Source organism: Roseibium sp. SCP14 (genome assembly GCF_040329475.1).
Lineage (GTDB): Bacteria > Pseudomonadota > Alphaproteobacteria > Rhizobiales > Stappiaceae > Roseibium.
Genome location: NZ_JBDZYH010000004.1, coordinates 234,476 through 252,411 on the forward strand (window position 1 = coordinate 234,476; position 17,936 = coordinate 252,411).

General features: G+C 57.3%; 14 protein-coding genes. 4 read left to right on the forward strand and 10 right to left on the reverse strand.

The features are described from left to right. Positions 1-82 precede the first annotated feature (82 nt). Positions 83-1,141, forward strand: a complete 1,059-nt coding sequence (locus ABLQ08_RS18095; RefSeq protein ID WP_352944825.1) for a malate dehydrogenase — start codon at positions 83-85, stop codon at positions 1,139-1,141. Positions 1,142-1,241: 100 nt separating this feature from the next. Here the strand turns inward: ABLQ08_RS18095 and ABLQ08_RS18100 are convergent, their stop codons facing one another. From ABLQ08_RS18100 to ABLQ08_RS18135, 8 genes are all read right to left on the reverse strand, one after another. Next, positions 1,242-1,880: a 2-dehydro-3-deoxy-phosphogluconate aldolase gene (locus ABLQ08_RS18100; protein ID WP_352944827.1), complete on the reverse strand. Its 639-nt coding sequence runs from the start codon at positions 1,878-1,880 to the stop codon at positions 1,242-1,244. A 29-nt stretch (positions 1,881-1,909) separates the two neighbouring features. Further along, on the reverse strand, positions 1,910-3,730 hold the full coding sequence (edd, locus tag ABLQ08_RS18105; protein ID WP_352944829.1) for a phosphogluconate dehydratase: 1,821 nt from the start codon (positions 3,728-3,730) through the stop codon (positions 1,910-1,912). 132 nt (positions 3,731-3,862) lie between these two features. Further along, complete coding sequence (zwf, locus tag ABLQ08_RS18110; protein WP_352944831.1) at positions 3,863-5,338, reverse strand: glucose-6-phosphate dehydrogenase; 1,476 nt, start codon at positions 5,336-5,338, stop codon at positions 3,863-3,865. A gap of 100 nt (positions 5,339-5,438) precedes the next feature. Continuing rightward, a complete protein-coding gene (locus tag ABLQ08_RS18115; RefSeq protein WP_352944833.1) occupies positions 5,439-6,386 on the reverse strand; it encodes a carbohydrate kinase family protein in 948 nt (315 codons plus the stop codon). A gap of 67 nt (positions 6,387-6,453) precedes the next feature. Then, positions 6,454-7,251, reverse strand: coding sequence for an ATP-binding cassette domain-containing protein (locus ABLQ08_RS18120; protein ID WP_352944835.1), 798 nt, complete (start codon positions 7,249-7,251; stop codon positions 6,454-6,456). Further along, complete coding sequence (locus ABLQ08_RS18125) at positions 7,227-8,309, reverse strand: ABC transporter permease (RefSeq protein ID WP_352944837.1); 1,083 nt, start codon at positions 8,307-8,309, stop codon at positions 7,227-7,229. The genes ABLQ08_RS18120 and ABLQ08_RS18125 overlap by 25 nt, the downstream gene beginning before the upstream one ends. Before the next feature lie 76 nt (positions 8,310-8,385). Then, positions 8,386-9,402, reverse strand: a complete 1,017-nt coding sequence (locus ABLQ08_RS18130) for a sugar ABC transporter substrate-binding protein (protein WP_352944839.1) — start codon at positions 9,400-9,402, stop codon at positions 8,386-8,388. Between the two features lie 25 nt (positions 9,403-9,427). Further along, entirely contained in the window at positions 9,428-10,750 is a 1,323-nt protein-coding gene (locus ABLQ08_RS18135) for an ROK family transcriptional regulator (RefSeq protein WP_352944841.1), read from the reverse strand. A 363-nt stretch (positions 10,751-11,113) separates the two neighbouring features. Here ABLQ08_RS18135 and ade point away from each other — a divergent pair, with 363 nt between their 5' ends. After that, entirely contained in the window at positions 11,114-12,835 is a 1,722-nt protein-coding gene (gene ade, locus ABLQ08_RS18140) for an adenine deaminase (RefSeq protein WP_352944843.1), read from the forward strand. Between the two features lie 181 nt (positions 12,836-13,016). Here the strand turns inward: ade and ABLQ08_RS18145 are convergent, their stop codons facing one another. Next, entirely contained in the window at positions 13,017-13,562 is a 546-nt protein-coding gene (locus ABLQ08_RS18145; protein ID WP_352944845.1) for a hypothetical protein, read from the reverse strand. Positions 13,563-13,645: 83 nt separating this feature from the next. Between ABLQ08_RS18145 and ABLQ08_RS18150 the strand changes: the two genes are divergently transcribed. Continuing rightward, positions 13,646-14,803, forward strand: coding sequence for an AAA family ATPase (locus ABLQ08_RS18150; protein ID WP_352944847.1), 1,158 nt, complete (start codon positions 13,646-13,648; stop codon positions 14,801-14,803). A 305-nt stretch (positions 14,804-15,108) separates the two neighbouring features. Beyond that, the gene (locus ABLQ08_RS18155; protein WP_352944849.1) at positions 15,109-16,779 is read left to right on the forward strand and encodes a long-chain-fatty-acid--CoA ligase; all 1,671 of its coding nucleotides are present in this window, start codon (positions 15,109-15,111) and stop codon (positions 16,777-16,779) included. Positions 16,780-16,834: 55 nt separating this feature from the next. On the opposite strand, the gene ABLQ08_RS18160 is transcribed toward ABLQ08_RS18155, so the two are convergent. Then, positions 16,835-17,836 (reverse strand): DMT family transporter, encoded by a 1,002-nt coding sequence (locus ABLQ08_RS18160; protein WP_352944851.1) that lies wholly within the window; start codon positions 17,834-17,836, stop codon positions 16,835-16,837. Between the last annotated feature and the right edge of the window lie 100 nt (positions 17,837-17,936).

Here is a 17,936-nt window from a genome sequence, read left to right on the forward strand (position 1 = left end):
CGGTAGAGCCTGAGAAAACGACGACAGTGACGGAGCCCGGGACCGCAGGCCGGCATACCCTTGTTAACCAGGGAGCGGCTTCATGGATCTTGCGATCATCGGTGCAACAGGTAGTTGCGGCAGGCAGCTTGCCGTCCAGCTTCTCGACGAACGTGTGATGCTGCCATCTGCGCGTTTGCAGCTGGTCGGCCATCACGGAGGGCTCAGCGAGAGCGAACTCTGGGGGTTTCGGGCGGATCTCAGGGATGCGTTCGTTGACGATGCACCCGCCATTGAACTGATAACCGACCCTGATCAGGTTGATGCGGATATTGTGGTCATGCTTGCCGGAGCCACCGTTTCCACCGATCCGGATGAAACCTTCGACCGGGCAGCTCTCGCACGTGATAATTACCGGCTTTTTTCCGTATATGCAGAAAGCCTGGCTCGCCGCGCGGAGCCGTCACCCATCGTGATCGTGCAGTCCAATCCGATCGAAGTGGGGGTACACGCCTTCGCAAAACATCTTGGTCGCCACCGTGTTCTCGGCGCGGGGGCGTGGTCGGACACCTTGAGATTTCGCGGAGAAATCGCGTCGGAGCTCGGGATCGGCCGACGGCAGGTGCATGCCTATGTGCTTGGGCAACACGGTCTTCACTTGGTGCCGACCTGGAGCCATTTGCAGGTGAAGGGGGTCGACGACAAGTTTGTCGATGCTCTTGTTGAGCGGATCCGGTCTGAACGGTCCATGTCCGATTATCCTCGAGAGCTTCAATCCGAGATGGAAAGGCTCGTGGAATTCGTTCGCAAGGGAGACGTGAAAGAAGCCTACACTTTTGTTCGATCTCTGCCGGCGGATCTGAGAATGGCGGTGAAGCCCTTCTTCATTCACTATACGTCCGGCCGCACGACGGAAGTTGCAACAGCACACGCGGTTGCCGATATCGCCGCACACCTGATCAAGGGAGAGCACCGCATCTTTCCTGCCCAAGTGGCGCTGGAGGGAGAATGGCTGGGCATTCACGGGGTGATTGCCGCACCCGTTCTTCTTGGTCTGGACGGCTGGGAAACGGTACATCCGATCGCGCTCGCTGAAGACGAAGAAGCAGCAATTCTCGACGCCGCGGAGACTGTCGCCACAATTATTGAAGGCGTTGCATAGAATTCAAAAAACAAAAACCGGGCTCCAGGCCCGGTTTTCCAAGTTGCAAATCCATCATTCCAGAGGCGAGGTGAGCAGCCCCTGCAACACGATGTCTTGTTTAATCGTTCAGGCCAGCTGCAGCACGGGCGCGTTCTTCGATGCCGCTCCAGTCTTCAGATGCAATGGCCTTGGCGTCTGCGATCCAGGAGCCGCCAACGCACAGAACATTCGGCAGTTTCAGATAGTCGGCGGCATTGTTCAGGCTCACACCGCCGGTCGGGCAGAACCTGGCAGCAGCAAGCGGCGAGGACAGGGATTTCAGATATGCTGCTCCACCGGCCTGTTCGGCGGGGAAGAACTTCAGCCGTTCATAGCCGCGTTCCAGAAGAAACATGACTTCGGAGGCCGTGGCGGCACCCGGCAGGAGCGGGACGCCGTGTTCGTCGGCGGCATCCAGAAGGTTTCTGGTCGTTCCCGGGGACACAATGAAGCGCGCACCGGCGGAGACCGCCGCATCGTATTGCCTGCCGTTCAAGACCGTACCGGCGCCGACAATGGCACCTTCCACGTGCTCATTGACAGCATCAATCGCTTCCAGTGCATGAGCGGTCCGAAGAGTGATTTCAATTGCCGGCAGACCACCGCGCACCAGCGCTTCGGCCATTGGCACAGCTTTTTTGGGGTCTTCAACAACCAGAACCGGAATGACCGGTGCGGCGCACATTACCTTTTCAATTTTTTCAATGTCCTGCGCCATGAAACTCTCCTAATTCTTCACTTCTCAATTCAAGCACCAAAAACATGGGCACCCGTGTCCGGTGTACCGACATTTGCCCGGAAGGCTGCAAAAAGATCGCGGCCGACACCGAATTGATGGCCACTCAGGTCCGCCTCGGCCAGGGGACGCCCGTTGAACTCGGCCTCGTCCACCAATACCATCAACTCACCAGTTACCGCATCGACGCGGATCATATCACCGTCTCTGATTTTGGCGATGGGGCCGCCATTGGCTGCTTCCGGAGTAACGTGGATTGCCGCCGGGACCTTGCCTGAAGCACCGGACATGCGGCCATCGGTGATCAGGGCAACCTTGTAACCGCGATCCTGCAAAATTCCGAGACAGGGCGTCAATTTGTGCAATTCCGGCATGCCGATGGCCTTCGGTCCCTGGAAGCGGACCACGGCGGCAACATCACCGGTAAATTCCTTGTTGTTGAATGCGGCCAGGAAATCGTCCTGAGAATGGAAGACCCGCGCCGGGGCTTCGATGACATGGCGTTCCTTGGCGACCGCCGAGATCTTGATGACGGCCTTGCCCATATTACCTTCGAGCATCTTCAGTCCGCCTGTCGGCTGAAATGCCTTGGACACAGGTGCGAGGACGGTTTCGTCGCCTGATTTTTCCGGGGCGGCCTCACGCCGGATGTTGCCATCGGCATCCAGTTTGGCCTCGACGGTGTAACCGAAAAGGTCCGTTCCGTAGACCGTCTTTACATCCTGATGAAGGTATCCGTCGCCCAGAAGTTCGCGAATGAGGAAGGCGAGGCCGCCGGCGGCCTGGAAATGGTTCACATCCGCCTTGCCGTTCGGATAAACGCGTGCAAGCAACGGCACGACGTCGGACAGGTCGGAAATGTCGTCCCAGGTCAACTTGATCCCGGCGGTCGCCGCCATGGCGACCAGGTGCATCGTGTGATTGGTGGATCCACCGGTGGCGTGCAGGCCGACAACGCCGTTCACGATCGCCTTCTCGTCGATGATTTCGCCGGCGGGGGTGAATTCGTTTCCGAGCGCGGAAATCGCAAGCGCGCGCTTGGCAGCCTCTTTGGTGAGAGCATCGCGTAGCGGTGTGCCCGGATTGATGAAGGAGGCACCCGGCATGTGCAGGCCCATGATCTCCATCAGCATCTGATTGGAATTGGCAGTGCCGTAGAAAGTGCATGTGCCTGGAGAGTGATAGGCCTTGGATTCGCTTTCCAGGAGTGCGTCCCGGCCAACCTTGCCTTCCGCATAGAGTTGGCGGACCTTGGCCTTCTCGTCGTTGGAAATTCCGGTGGTCATCGGGCCGGCGGGTACGAAAACGGCAGGCAGATGGCCGAAGGAAAGGGCCGCAATGGCAAGGCCGGGAACGATCTTGTCGCAGATACCCAGGAAGACCGCTGCGTCAAACATCTGGTGAGAGAGGCCAACGGCGGCGGCCATGGCGATCACGTCGCGGGAAAAGAGCGACAGTTCCATGCCGTCCTGGCCCTGGGTGACGCCGTCACACATTGCCGGGACGCCGCCGGCCACCTGGGCAACCGCGCCAACCTCATGCGCCGCATCGCGGATAAGGGCAGGGTAGGTCTCGTAGGGCTGGTGAGCGGACAACATGTCGTTGTAGGCGGTTATGATGCCCAGATTGGGCACAACATCGCCCGAAAGGGCCTGCTTGTCGGAGAGGCCGCAGGCCGCAAAACCATGGGCGAGATTGCCGCATGAGAGACGCGAACGCTGCGGTCCCTGTTCCGCTGCCTTGCCGATCCGTTCCAGATAGGTTGAACGGCTGTCATGGCTTCGTTTGACAATCCGCTCGGTGACTTCGCCGACACGATCCTGGATGGTCATACCTTCAAGTCCTTTCCTGGCCAAAACTGGCTGGGTCGCTTTTGCTTGCAGATAGGGCGATCCCACTCTGCTTCACTATTTAATCGATTTAAATGACAAAGAGCTCACAGGAACAGGCCCTGTGAGTGTTCGTCAGCCGCTATCGTCTTCGGACCAGGTGCGGCCGTCCCTTTCGACAAGCGCGATGGATGCAGAGGGACCCCAAGTTCCGGCCGTGTAGCCTTTGGGCGTGTCCTTGGAGTTTGCCCAGGCGGCGAGGATCGGATCGATCCATGCCCATGCTGCGTCCACTTCGTCACGGCGCATGAAAAGGGTCTGGTTGCCGCGGATCACGTCCATGATCAGCCTCTCATAAGCGTCCGGATTGCGAACCTTGAAAGCGTCCGCGAAACTCATGTCGAGAGGAACCTGGCGCAAACGCATGCCGCCCGGACCCGGGTCCTTAATCATCACCTGCATCTTGACGCCTTCATCCGGCTGCAGGCGGATGACCAGGCGGTTTGCGGTAATGGTTCCAGCTTCCGCATCGAAGATCGAGTGTGGGATCGGGCGGAACTGCACCACGATTTCGGAAACACGCTGAGCGAGGCGCTTGCCGGTGCGCAGGTAGAAGGGCACCCCGGCCCATCGCCAATTGGCGATTTCCGCCTTGAGGGCGACAAAGGTTTCCGTCCGGCTTTCATTGTTGCCGAGTTCTTCCAGATAGCCTGGCACGGCGCCCCCTGACGATGCTCCGGCCCGGTATTGGCCGCGTACCGTCAATTTGTCCGCACTTTGGGCGTCAATCGGAGCAAGTGCCTTTAGCACCTTCAGTTTTTCGTCCCGCACGCTATCGGCGTTCATCGACTCCGGCGGCTCCATTGCCACCAGACAGAGCAGCTGCAGCATGTGGTTCTGAACCATGTCCCGCAGGGCACCTGCAGTGTCGTAGTAGCCGGCGCGACCACCGACGCCGAGCGATTCGGCCACGGTGATCTGGACATGGTCGATATGAGCAGCGTTCCAAAGCGGCTCGAACAAGGCGTTGGCAAAACGCAGAGCCATGAGGTTCTGCACCGTTTCCTTGCCGAGATAATGGTCGATACGGAAGATCTGGTCTTCGCTGAAAACCGCACCGACGGTGTCGTTCAATGCCTTCGCGGACTTTCCGTCCTTGCCGATCGGCTTTTCCATGACAACGCGCGAACGCTCGTTGACGACGCCGATCTTGCCGAGGTTCTCGCAGATCGTGCCGAACAGGTCCGGACCGACCGCCAGATAAAAGGCGCGGGTGATATCGGGCCGTTCGTCGAGAACAGACTTGAGACCGTCAAACCCTGCACCGGAGGCAATGTCGATCTTCACGTAGCAAATGCGTTTGAGGAACTGGTCGAGAGCTTCTTGTTCAAGATCCGTTACGTGTTCCTGAAGGGCCTTGCGGGCGTAGTCGCGATAGTCGTCGTCGGAATAGTCCCGGCGAGCGCTGCAGATGATGCGCGCACTTTCCGGCATCTGACCGTCAGCCGCCCGATGATAAAGGGCTGGCAGAAGCTTGCGATGGGCAAGGTCTCCGGACGCTCCGAAAACGACCAGATCGAACTCTTCAACTTCAATGACGCGTACCGCCATAAACAAATCCCTTCCAAACAGCGTGTCTGTCCAACGGATCGCCGATGCCTTGATCGGTTTCGACGGGGTTTTAAATCGATTTAATTCCTTTGTCAGCCCCTCATTTCAAGGCTGACCATTCTTTTTCCAATTCCTGCCTGAATGGCAGATCCGCACCGCGACGCGAACAGGTGATGGCCGCTGCCCCGATGGCAAATTCAAGAAGACGGCCCATTCGTTTTTCGTCAAGAGTATCAAGCTCTTTTCTGCCCGTCACTCCAAGCTGGCGCAGACCTGCCAGCAAGGCGGCCTGAAAAGTGTCGCCAGCACCAACCGTATCTTCAACATTGACCTTCACGCCTGCGCCATGAACTTCAATCTCCGGTGCATAGGCAGACGCACCATCAGCACCTTTGGTGACAATAACCAGACCGGTACCCAGTTTCAGCCAGGATCGCGCGATGTCCCGACAGGCTTCACCCGGTGCGATAAGGGCAAGGTCTTCATCGCTCACCTTGATGACATCCGTATGGGGAACGAGGGCCTCGGTGTTGGTCCGCCACAAGGACATATCGGCAACGACCGTCGGACGGATGTTGGGATCGAAGGAGATCAGCGTGCGCTTCTTCTCCCTCTCGATCAGTGCCTTCAAAGCGGTGGCGATCGGATCGACAAGCGCCGTGTAGGAACCGACATGGATGAAGAAAGGCGGTTCGGCGAATTCCGGCAGGTCTTCGACCGTTACCATTCTGTCCGCTGCCTCCGTCCCGTAGAATGTATAGGCCGGGTGGCCATGGTCGTTCTTTTGCACCAGGCTGAGAGTTGTCAGATAGTCGGTTCTCAGAATGAAATGTTCGGACACACCTTCCTTGCGAAACTTCTGAACAAGCTTTTCGCCCAGCATGTCTTTTGAGATTCCGCCGAAAAAGCCGGCTTCTTCACCCAGGCGGGCAAGGCCCATGGCAACGTTGAAAGGGGAGCCGCCAATGCGGGCATCAAAGGAAAGACTGTCGCCCTTGCTTGCCTCGCCGAAGAGGTCAAACAGTGCTTCTCCGCAGATCAGGAACATCTGGTCTCCGATATGTCAATTTGGACGCAAGAAGGTCCGGTCTGGCCGAACCTTGAGTTAATACCGGTCAGGCAGCGAGATTTTCAGGCGGTTCCATTGCCCCCGTCATGATCGCGACGGCGTCAGACATGGAAAAGTCCGACGGCTTGATCACGCAGGCTCGGCGTCCCAGCCGGTGAATGTGGATGCGGTCGGCGACCTCAAACACATGCGGCATGTTGTGGCTGATCAGCACGATGGGCAGGCCGCGCGCCTTCACGTCCTTGATAAGGTCCAGAACCCTGCGGCTTTCCTTGACGCCGAGCGCGGCAGTCGGTTCGTCCATGATCACCACCTTGGAGCCAAAGGCCGCTGCACGCGCAACAGCAACGCCCTGACGCTGACCGCCGGACAGCGTTTCCACTGCCTGGTTGATGTTCTGGATGGTCAGAAGACCTAGTTCGCTCAGCTTGCTGCGGGCGATCTCTTCCATCTTTTTGCGATCGAGCTGTCGAAGCCACTTGCCGCGAAAGCCGGGCTTGCGCAGTTCCCGGCCCATGAACATGTTGTCTGTGATGGACAGGGCGGGGGACATGGCCAGGGTCTGGTAAACCGTTTCAATACCTGCTTCGCGGGCATCGATGGGCGAATAGAAATGCACCGGTTTGCCATCCAGCAGTATTTCTCCCTCGTCCGGCTGAACAGCTCCGCTGAGCGCCTTGATGAGAGTCGACTTTCCGGCACCGTTATCGCCGATCACCGCCAGGATCTCACCTGGATAGAGCTCGAAGTGGGCGTGGTCCATGGCGACAACGCGGCCATAGCGTTTGACCAGGTTGCTTGCTTGCAGAACAGGTTCCATCACACTGATACCTTTCTGATCCATTGATCGACTGCGACAGCCGCGATGATGAGGAGGCCGATGAGCAGGTAGGTCCACTGGGCGTCAGCTCCCAGCAGGCGCAGCCCGAGAGTGAAGACACCGACGATCAATGCCCCGAACAGGCTGCCGAGAATGGAGCCACGGCCGCCGAACAGCGAAATGCCGCCAATCACCACGGCGGTGATGGATTCAATGTTGGCAAGTTGGCCTGAAGTCGGAGACACAGAGCCGATCCGGCCGATCATGGCCCACCCGGCGAAGGCGCAGATAAGACCTGAGAGCATGTAGACAGAGATCAGCGTTTTCCTGACCTGGACACCGGAAAGCTGGGCCGCCTCCGGATCATCTCCAACCGCGTAGACATGCCGGCCCCAGGCGGTTTGCCTCAGGGCATAGGCCAGCACCAGGACCAGAAGCACCATGAAAATGACGCCATAGGTGAAGATCGCCCCGCCAATATTGACCTTGTTGCCGAAGAGTTGCAGGAGCGGCGCCGCCTTGGCGATTTCCTGCGAGCGGATGGTCTCATTGGCTGAATAGAGAAAATTGGTTGCAAGCACGATCTGCCACATGCCGAGCGTGACGATGAAGGGGGGCAGTTTCACCACTGCGACGAGGAAGCCGTTCACATATCCGCAAAGCGTTCCGCAGATCAGGCCGCACAGGATCGATATCTCGACCGGCAATCCGTAGCGGAACGTGAATTGTCCCATGACGACCGAGGACAGCACCATGATGGCCCCTACCGACAGGTCAATTCCGGCAGTCAGGATGACGACGCTCTGGGCGGCGGCAACGATCCCGACAATCTGCACCTGTTGCAGAATGAGGGTCAGGGCAAAGGGAGAGAAGAACTTCGAGCCGAGCAGAATGCCGAAGACAATGATGGAGATCACCAGAACGATCAAGGGAACCAGTGAAGGCGTCTGGTGAAGTGTGTGCTGGATTTTGTGCCCAAGTCCGTGATGATGTTCATCGAACGAGGCTACGGCCTGCGGGCTTGATGCCGCAGCGGTTTCGTACTCCGCCGGTCCGCCTGCCGTCTTGGTGTCTGAGCTCATGCCCGTATCCCTCTATGCGCCTTTCAAAAAGGGGCAAGGTTGCCCATGCCCCTTTTACATCGTTTTGGCTTGAGCCTTAGCCCCAGCAGAGATCCTTGCCCTTGGCGGTGTCGATGGATTCAACACCGTCCACCGGCTTGTCGGTAACAAGAGCCACACCGGTGTCGAAGAAATCCTTGCCAGGGGTCGGCTCCGGCTTTGCGCCGCTGTCCGCCCAGGTTTTGATCGCTTCGATGCCGAGAGAAGCCATCAGCAGCGGATATTGCTGTGAGGTTGCACCGATCACGCCGTCCTTGACGTTCTGAACACCCGGGCAACCGCCGTCGACGGAAACGATGAGCACGTCGTTTTCGCGGCCGATGGACTTCAGCGCCTCATAGGCACCAGCGGCTGACGGTTCGTTGATCGTGTAGACGACATTGACCATCGGGTCCTTGGCAAGAAGGTTTTCCATGGCGCGACGGCCGCCTTCCTCATTGCCCTGGGTCACGTCGTGACCAACGATGCGCGGATCGGTTTCGTCGCCCCATTTGTTCGGGTCGCCGAGCTCGATGCCGAAGCCCTGCAGGAAGCCCTGATCGCGCAAGACGCCAACTGTCGGCTGGCTGATTGCCAGGTCAAGCAAGGCGATCTTGGCATCTCCGGCTGCGTCACCAAGGCTGGCTGCTGCCCATTGGCCGATCAGCTCGCCAGCCTTGAAGTTATCGGTCGCAAACGTCGCATCAGCTGCATCGATCGGGTTCAACGGCGTATCAAGTGCGATGACAAGAATACCGGCATCACGCGCCTGCTGGACTGCAGGAACAATGGAAGAGGTATCGGAAGCCGTCAGCAGGATACCCTTGGCACCATCGGCGATGCAGGTTTCAATCGCTGCGACCTGGGTTTCGTGGTCTCCGTCGATCTTGCCGGCAAAGGATTTCAGCTCTATGCCGAGCTCATTTGCCTTTGCGGTCGCGCCTTCCTTCATTTTCACGAAAAACGGATTGGTGTCTGTCTTGGTGATCAGGCAAGCTGAAATATCAGCTGCGGTCGCAGGTGCGGCAGCCATGGCTGCCAGTACGGATGCCGTCGCGAGTAATTTGCGGATCATAATCGTATTTCCTCCCTGGCCTATATCAATCGGGACGGTTGGGTGTGGCCAGATGTGACCCCAACCGTGCTGCACGTGCTGGAAAACCGGCATTGTCTTCATTCCTGCCGGCGCCAGCGGTTCCCGTGTCTTTTCCTCCCGTGAGGATCGCCGCTCTCGGAGAGAAGTTGAAAAACTGAGGCAGACTGGCCGCGCCGATCGCGCCGGCGTCCTGACCGAAACTGCCAATGTCGATGTCCGGTGATTGCCGCTTTTCCGGAGCCGCCGCTTCAACGGCTGCTTGCAGAGTCTTGCGGAATTCTTCCGGAAATGGGCTGCCGAGGTCTCCATCGATGATCACAAGGGGCATGTCGAGCATCGCATAGGCGGACCGGAGGGCCAGCGCGAGAGCTTCAGCACAGTCAGTCATCCATTCCTGAAACTGCTTGTCGCTGCGCCCGACCGCATCCTGAAGGTCCTTACGCTTCAGCGTCTCGAAATTGTCAGGTGCCATATGGCGGGCAAGAGCAACCAGCGACGCGCGCGTCAACAAAAGATCCCAGGTGTGCCGGGCCTCCGGTGCCGTCGACAGACCGCTGGGCGGAACGGGCATCATGGCGACATCGGCTGCATTGCCCGATACACCGCGCACCACATCACCTTTCAGGACAAGGCCGCCACCGATCGCCGGACCAAGGAACAGATAAAGGAAGTTGTCGTTCTGACGCCCGAGTCCGTAAAAGAGCTCGGCCACAGCTGCCGCCGTACCATCGTTTTCGCTGAAGACGGGCAGTTCTGTTGCGTCCTGCAGCGCACTTGCGAGGTCATAGTCTTCCCATTTCCCGAAATCGGCTTCGGGCAGGCCGAGTTCATGCAACCAGGCTCCCAGGTTGAACGGCTGGGCCAGGCCGATACCGGTGATGCGGTCCTGCTCGTCCTGCGTCAGCTCTGCGCGCAGGTCCGCGAGGTCGTTGATCAGAATTTCAAGCGCGCGTTCGGGTGCTGGAAGGATCAGGTCGTGAAGGCGGCGGTCGATGATCTGTCCGGAGAAATCCATCAAGACCGTTTCCATGTTGGTCCGGTCCAGCCGGACGCCGAATGAAAAGGCTCCGCGTGGAGCAAGCCTCAGGATGGTGGCCGGTTGCCCTCTGCTGCCGTCGTGACGCTTGCCAGCTTCGTAGATGAATCCTTCTTCGATCAGGTCCTGGATGATGGCGCCGATGGCGGCATTGGTCAGTTGCACAGCCCGAGCGAGTTCAGCTTTGGAGGCTTCGCCCGCCCGCCGCAGGATCTGCAGAACAATGCGCTCGTTGTAACGCCGCAGCTGCGCGGAATTCGAACCGCGCCCGCTTTTGCGAGTCTCCTCCACCTTCCTCGCTCCTCCGGTATTCGTCCGTCTTTGTTTTTGACAGCTTCATAATAATTAATCTTGATGAAATTATTCTCCTCCAATCTCTCGCTGTCAATCGGATTTTGCTATTGCAGCGCGAATGCTCGGCGTTGTGCTGCGGTAAGTTGCTGGCCGGAATGAGAAATCCTGTTCGTTTTTTTGAAGGCGACATACCCGGCGGAAAGGTGCATTGCCGAGCAGAAACTACTGGCTTCCCGATCATCGGCAGCGTGAAATAAATCAGGCTTTGCCCCTCATTTGACCCCATTGGCGGGGAAAAGTTTGATGACGACGACAAGTTCCGTATTGTCGTTGTCAAAACAAGAATCGGAGAGAAGACGAATGCCGATAAAACATGATGAGGCCTTTCTGGCGCGTGCGATTGCTGCCGGAGCCGGAGAAGTCCCAGCGGATCTCGTGGTAAAAAACGTTCGTCTTTTCAGTGTCATCGACGGATCGACCGTGGAAACGGATATTGCGATCGTGGGTGACCGGATCGTTGGAACTCTTGATAGTTACACCGGCGACAGGGAGATTGACGGTACGGGCCTCACGGCGGTTCCCGGTTTCATCGACACTCATCTGCATGTTGAAAGCTCGCTGGTGACGCCATTCGAGTTTGACCGTTGCGTTCTGCCGCACGGGGTCACGACGGCCATTTGCGACCCGCATGAAATTGCCAACGTTCTGGGGGCTGAAGGGATACGGTATTTCCTCGACAGTTCTCTGGAAACGGTAATGGATCTCAGGGTCAACCTGTCGTCCTGCGTACCGGCAACGGCCTTTGAAACCGCTGGTGCCTGTCTGGAAATCGAAGACCTGTTGCCTTTTTGCGATCATCCAAAGGTCATTGGGCTGGCGGAGTTCATGAACTTCCCGGGTGTTCTGGCGCGGGATCCGAAGGCGCTTGCGAAACTGGCCGTCTTCCAGGACGGACATATCGACGGACATGCTCCGCTGCTGTCCGGACTTGGCCTCAATGGTTATCTTGCTGCAGGAATTCGCACGGATCATGAGGCAACGACCGCCGAAGAAGCGCTGGAAAAGCTTTCAAAGGGCATGACGATCCTGATGCGGGAAGGGTCTGTTTCGAAGGACCTTGAAGCACTGGCTCCGATCCTGACACCCGATGTTTCCGCGTTTGTCGCGCTTTGTACGGATGACAGAAACCCGCTGGACATTGCCGAAGAGGGGCATCTGGACAGTATGATCCGGCGTCTGATTGCCAAGGGCATCCGTCCGCTTGACGCCTATCGAGCAGCAAGCTGGTCGGCGGCCAATGCATTCGGGTTGAAGGACCGAGGTGTCATCGCCCCGGGCAAGCGGGCCGATATTGCCTTGCTGAGCGATTTTGACGACTGCCGTGTCAATCGGGTCATCTCCGGAGGTCTGGTCGCCGACGATACGGCTTATTCGAAACGCGAGATCGTCGAACCTGTAGGATTGGACAGTGTGAAAGTGGCCCCGGTTTCAGCGGACAAGTTCGCTATCCCGGCGCGCAACAGCGAAGCGGATGTCATCGGCGTTGTTCCAGGGAAAATCATTACGGAGCACCTGAAGAAAACCCTGCCGGTTGCAGGAGGAAAAACGCTGGTCGATCTGGATCAGGACGTACTCAAGGTGGCCGTTGTCGAGCGCCACAAGGGTACCGGCAACATTGGCCTTGGTTTCGTCAACGGTTTCGGCATGAAACGAGGCGCCATCGCTTCGTCGGTCGGTCACGATAGCCACAACATTTGTGTGGTCGGGGCTGACGAAGATGCCATGGCGCACGCGGTCAACAGGGTGATCGCCATGAAGGGGGGATTTGCCGTTGCGGATGCGAGCGGTGTCAAAGCCGAGCTCGCCCTGCCGCTTGCCGGCCTGATGAGCCTGGAACCGTTCGAGACAGTGAGGGAAGAACTGGAGGACTTGCGCGCATCCGCCAAGGATCTTGGCTGCACACTGGACGAACCGTTCCTTCAGGTCGCCTTTTTACCGCTACCTGTCATTCCTCACCTGAAAATCACCGACTTAGGTGTCTTCGATGTCAACAAGTTCGAGTTGGTGGATCAGGGGAGCTGAGGTCGAGAGCGGCGGCGGAAACAAAGCCAAGCCTATCCCACCACGAGTGCGAAGAAAAGAACTGTGAATTCTAAGGCATAGCAATCTTCGACAGCCACGATGGGATCGCACGTTTCGATTGAGGCTTCGCCCGAAATTTTCAGAACTTTGGAATGTACTCCGAACCTGATGAGGGGGGGTATTAGTATCTTCTCATTCGCCTGCGAAATCCAATCCACTTCTGGATCGACACCAGTCCAAGCCAAATGATGATCAGGCCTGCAACGAGTGACCAGAACATGATTTTGCTATCGAGAGCAAAATTGATCAGGTGGTCAGCGGGGTACGCTATGCGGGGGTTAACGGGGAGATACGTAATATCAAGCGTATTTGTGTCCTGTCTTCCGGTGAAGCCGACGGGCATTTTGAAGGAAAGGATCTGAAGCTGCGATTTCTCGGGTTTGAACTCAACAAGAACTGTACTTCCAGAGATGAGCGCATCAAGGTTTTTGAGTGAGTTCCTGCGGTTTTGGCGCGTGATCTTCTGTATGTCGGAGAAGCTTTCGCGACTGCTCTCCACACTCAGAATGGTTCCGGGAACTGTCTTTCCAAATCCATTCAGCAGCCAATATTTCAAGGCAGTATCGTGGTGAAAATAGATAGAAATGAGCACGGCAACGGATGCAATGAAGAGGATTGCGAGATTTAATGCATGACTGTCTTCTGCCGCTTCCCTCGGATTCAGCATGAGCCTAATTCTCTCGTTCCGACGAAGACAGTCATTATGCGCGAAAAACGCGAAAAGCTCCAATTTCAGGATGGTCTGACTTCATGATCCTCACCCTGGCCGTTTCCGGCTACCGATCCCTTCGCGACATCGTGTTGCCACTCGACCGGATTACCCTGGTGACCGGTGCCAATGGCAGCGGCAAGTCGAGTCTCTACCGGTCCATTCGACTGCTTGCGGAAGTTGCTCAGGGGCAGGCAATTGCCTCACTGGCGGCAGAAGGCGGGTTGCAGTCGACCTTGTGGGCCGGGCCTGAAGCTTTTTCGCGATCCATGAAACGTGGCGAAGTGCCTGTTCAGGGAACGCTGCGCAAGAACGTAATCAGCCTGAAGCTCGGCTTTGCCGATGAAGACTATGGCTATGCGATCGATCTGGGCCTTCCTGCTGATGCCGGAAGATCGTTTTTTTCCATGGACCCCGAGATCAAGGTTGAAGCTCTTTGGGCGGGCGAGGCCTTGTCGCGCTCGAATGAAATAGCGGGACGAAACGGTCCGACGGTCAGGGTCCTGAATGGTCAGGGGCAACGCATGCCCGTGGTTCAGAATCTCGCCCGTTTCGACAGCATGATGACACATGCGGCAGATCCGAAGGACGGGCTTGAGCTGCTTGTCATGCGTGAACGCATGAGGGCCTGGCGGTTCTACGATCATCTCAGAACCGATCGGGACGCGCCCGCGCGCTATCCGAAAATCGGAACTAGAACTCCGGTTCTGAGCGCGGATGGCGGCGATCTGGCCGCAGCACTACAGACGATCCTCGAAATTGGCGACGAAGTGGCACTTGCCGAATCCATCGATGATGCTTTTCCGGGCGCCAGCATCGAGATTACCGTCAATGATGGTTATTTCGAACTGCTGATGCAGCAAAAGGGTTTGCTGCGACCGCTGAGGGCGAGTGAACTGTCCGACGGCACGTTGCGATACCTTCTGCTGACGGCTGCTCTGCTGTCGCCGCGCCCGGCACCCTTGATCGTCCTGAACGAACCCGAGACGAGTCTGCACCCGGCCTTGCTGGAACCTCTCGCAAGGTTGATCTGCAAGGCGGCGGAAAAGACACAGGTGATTGTTGTGTCCCACGCCGACGATCTTGTTGCGTTTCTGGCGGAGCAACCTGGCTGTCTGCGCTTCGAATTGCGCAAGGAATTGGGAGAAACCGTTGTGGACGGGTCCGAACCGCCCCGTTGGGCCTGGCCAAAACGATGACAGGACACGAGCAATCAGCGGTGAGGATAAGTTTTTGATTTACTGTGGGTATTGTTAAACCTTCCGGCAAACTTATCTATTTCTTATGTTTCGCATCTGCAAAAAAATGAAGAGGTGTCGTTACGTCGCGAGTTGACGTGAACGGAAGGTTGCGTCATGTCAGAAGAGACCCAAAGAGGTGACGCTTTGATCGCGGTCCAGGCCAGGAGGGGGAGAATGTCAGGAGATTGCGTTGGGTCTTCCGGACAATTCGGGAATTTGGCGGACCGGGCATTCGAAGCGATAAATATGCGTTGGAGAACGTTATGACGACTGCGGAGGAGTGGAGCGCGGCCTTTGAGCCCCGCCCAGTACACGAGTATCTCGAAACCACTGTTGCACAATTCGGTGACCGTCCGGCTGCCGACTTCATGGGCAAGGTCTGGACCTATTCGGAATTGGGCGAGCTGGTCGACAAGGCCGCTGCCGGACTTCAGGCAATGGGTGTCGGTCCGGGTGTTCATGTCGGGTTGTGCCTGCCCAACACCCCGTTTTACACGATCTTTTACTTCGCGATCTTGAAGATCGGCGGCACGGTCGCCAACTTCAACCCGCTCTATGTCGAACGGGAAATCGCCTTCCAGGCGCGTGATGCGGATGTGCGCATCATGGTCACGATGGATCTGAAGGTCATTTACGACAAGGTCGAGGATGTTCGGAAGGAGAAGATCCTCGACAAGATCATCGTCTGTCCGATGACCTTCTGCCTGCCGACAATCAAGAAGGTCCTGTTCAGCCTCTTCAAGCGCAAGGAAATCGCCGACGTTCCGCATGATGATGCGCATGTTCGCTTCGATAGCCTTCTTGCCAGCGGCGACAGGCCGAAGCCTGTAGAAATCGACCCTGACAATGCGATCGCCGTACTGCAATATACCGGTGGCACGACAGGGGTTCCGAAAGGAGCCATGCTGACGCACAAGAACCTTTCCGCCAATATTGAGCAGATGCGCTGCGTCTTTGAGAAGGCACGGGCAGGCGAAGAGAAAATGCTGTGCGTGCTGCCGTTCTTCCACGTCTTTGCGATGACGGTGGCACAGAACCTGTCCATCATCCTGGGCGCCGAAATGGTTTTGCAGCCACGCTTTGAGCTCAAGGCCCTGTTGGATGCGATCACCCGCAAGAAGGTGACGCTGTTCCCCGGCGTGCCGACCATTTACACCGCGATCAACAACTCGCCGATGACGGCGAAGTATGACCTGTCCAGCATCAACCTGTGTCTTTCGGGCGGTGCACCGCTGCCGGTGGAGGTCAAGGAGAGCTTTGAGAAGCTGACCGGCTGTATTCTGGTGGAAGGGTACGGGTTGACCGAGTCCTCGCCCGTGGCGGCCGTCAATCCCCTTGATGAAAACCGAAGGGCCGGATCCATTGGCCGCCTCGTTCCGGGAACAAAATCCCGCTTCGTCAGCATTGAGGACAGAAAGACAGATGTCGCACCGGGCGAAAAGGGGGAGTTGCTGCTTCATGGCCCACAGGTGATGAAGGGCTATTGGAAACGTGACGATGCCACTGCAGACTCGATCACGCCTGAAGGCTATTTGCACACCGGCGACGTTGGATATCAGGATGAAGACGGGTTCATTTACCTGGTCGACCGGATCAAGGATCTGATCCTGTGTTCCGGATACAACGTCTATCCGCGGGTGATTGAAGAAGCGATCTATCAGAACGAAGCGGTCGACGAGACGATCGTCATTGCAATTCCGGACGAGTATCGCGGCCAGTCGCCGAAAGCCTTCATCAAGTTGAAGGAAGGCTATTCCAGCACCGCGGAAGACATGCAGACCTTCTTGAAGGATCACCTGTCGACCATTGAAATGCCGAGGGAGTTCGAGTTCCGTGATGAGCTGCCGAAGACCATGGTCGGCAAGCTGTCCAAGAAGGAACTGGTTGAGGAAGAGGCTCAGAAACGGGCAGCTGCCCAGGCCAAGAGCGCCTAAGACGCTGTTTCTCAGGCAACGGCAGTTGTCACACTTTTGCGAAAGCCGGGATCGTTCAATTGGAGTACCCGCGCCCATCTGCGGCGCGGGCCAGTTCCCGCCCGCGTTTAGCCTCGCGGTGGACGGTATAGAGCGAGGCGGCAATCACTACGATCGCACCTGCCAGCGTTTCCAACCGGGGCCAATGGCCGAAGATCACGGCTCCGAAAATCGTGGCATAGAGCAGTCTTGTATAATCAAGCGAAGCAATCGCGGTTGCCTCGCCTGACTTGAAGGCCTTGATATTCGAAAGCTGTCCGGCCCAGGAAATGATCCCTATCAGGATCAGCAATCCCCATTGCTCCAATGTGGGTGCCTGCCAGGTCAGGATGGCCGGAATGAGCATGATCAATCCGACACCGAAAGCCTGGTAGGTCAGGATCGTGACCGGTGGGTCGGTGCGGGTCAGGATGCGCACGACAATCATCACCATGCCGGCGCAGGCCGCACTGGCAATGGCGAGTAATGCGTAAGGGTCGATAAGCGTTTCGCCGTCAGGACGAAGCATGAGCAGAACGCCCAGGAAGCCGACGATTGTTGCACCCCAACGGTGCACGCCAACGGTTTCGCCCAGCAGCCAGATGGCGAATATCGTTATGAAAAAGGTTTTCGAGAAACTGATTGCTGTCGCATCGGCAAGTGGAAGCTCGATTACGGCTGTAAAGCCGCAGAGCATTGCGGTTGTGGCGAACAGAATACGGGTAAGTTGGAGACCCGGCCGCTTGGTCACAAGCGAATGAGGAAGGCTGCTCAGTATTTTCGGGGCGACGATCGCCAGCATGACTACCTGACGCACCACAAGGATCTGAAACACGCTGAGATCCTGTCCCAGAAACTTGATCAAGGTCACCATGATCGAAAACAGGAAAGCTGCGAGCAGGATCCAAAGTGCCCCGATTGTGTTGGCCGGCAAGTGTGCGGTTCTTGCTGCCAACTTCTGGCGGAAGCCGAGACCGGAAGCGGGATCGGTCGCAGCAGACGCCTTGTCGGGCGCTGGCTCTTTGGGTGACATATCCATGTTGTTTCCTGGACCAGACGGGAATGAGAAGCAGGGGCACGGAAGGCCGCAGCGAGAAAACGCGTGTGGTCTGAATGTCGGTGGTAACTGGAGCAAGCTT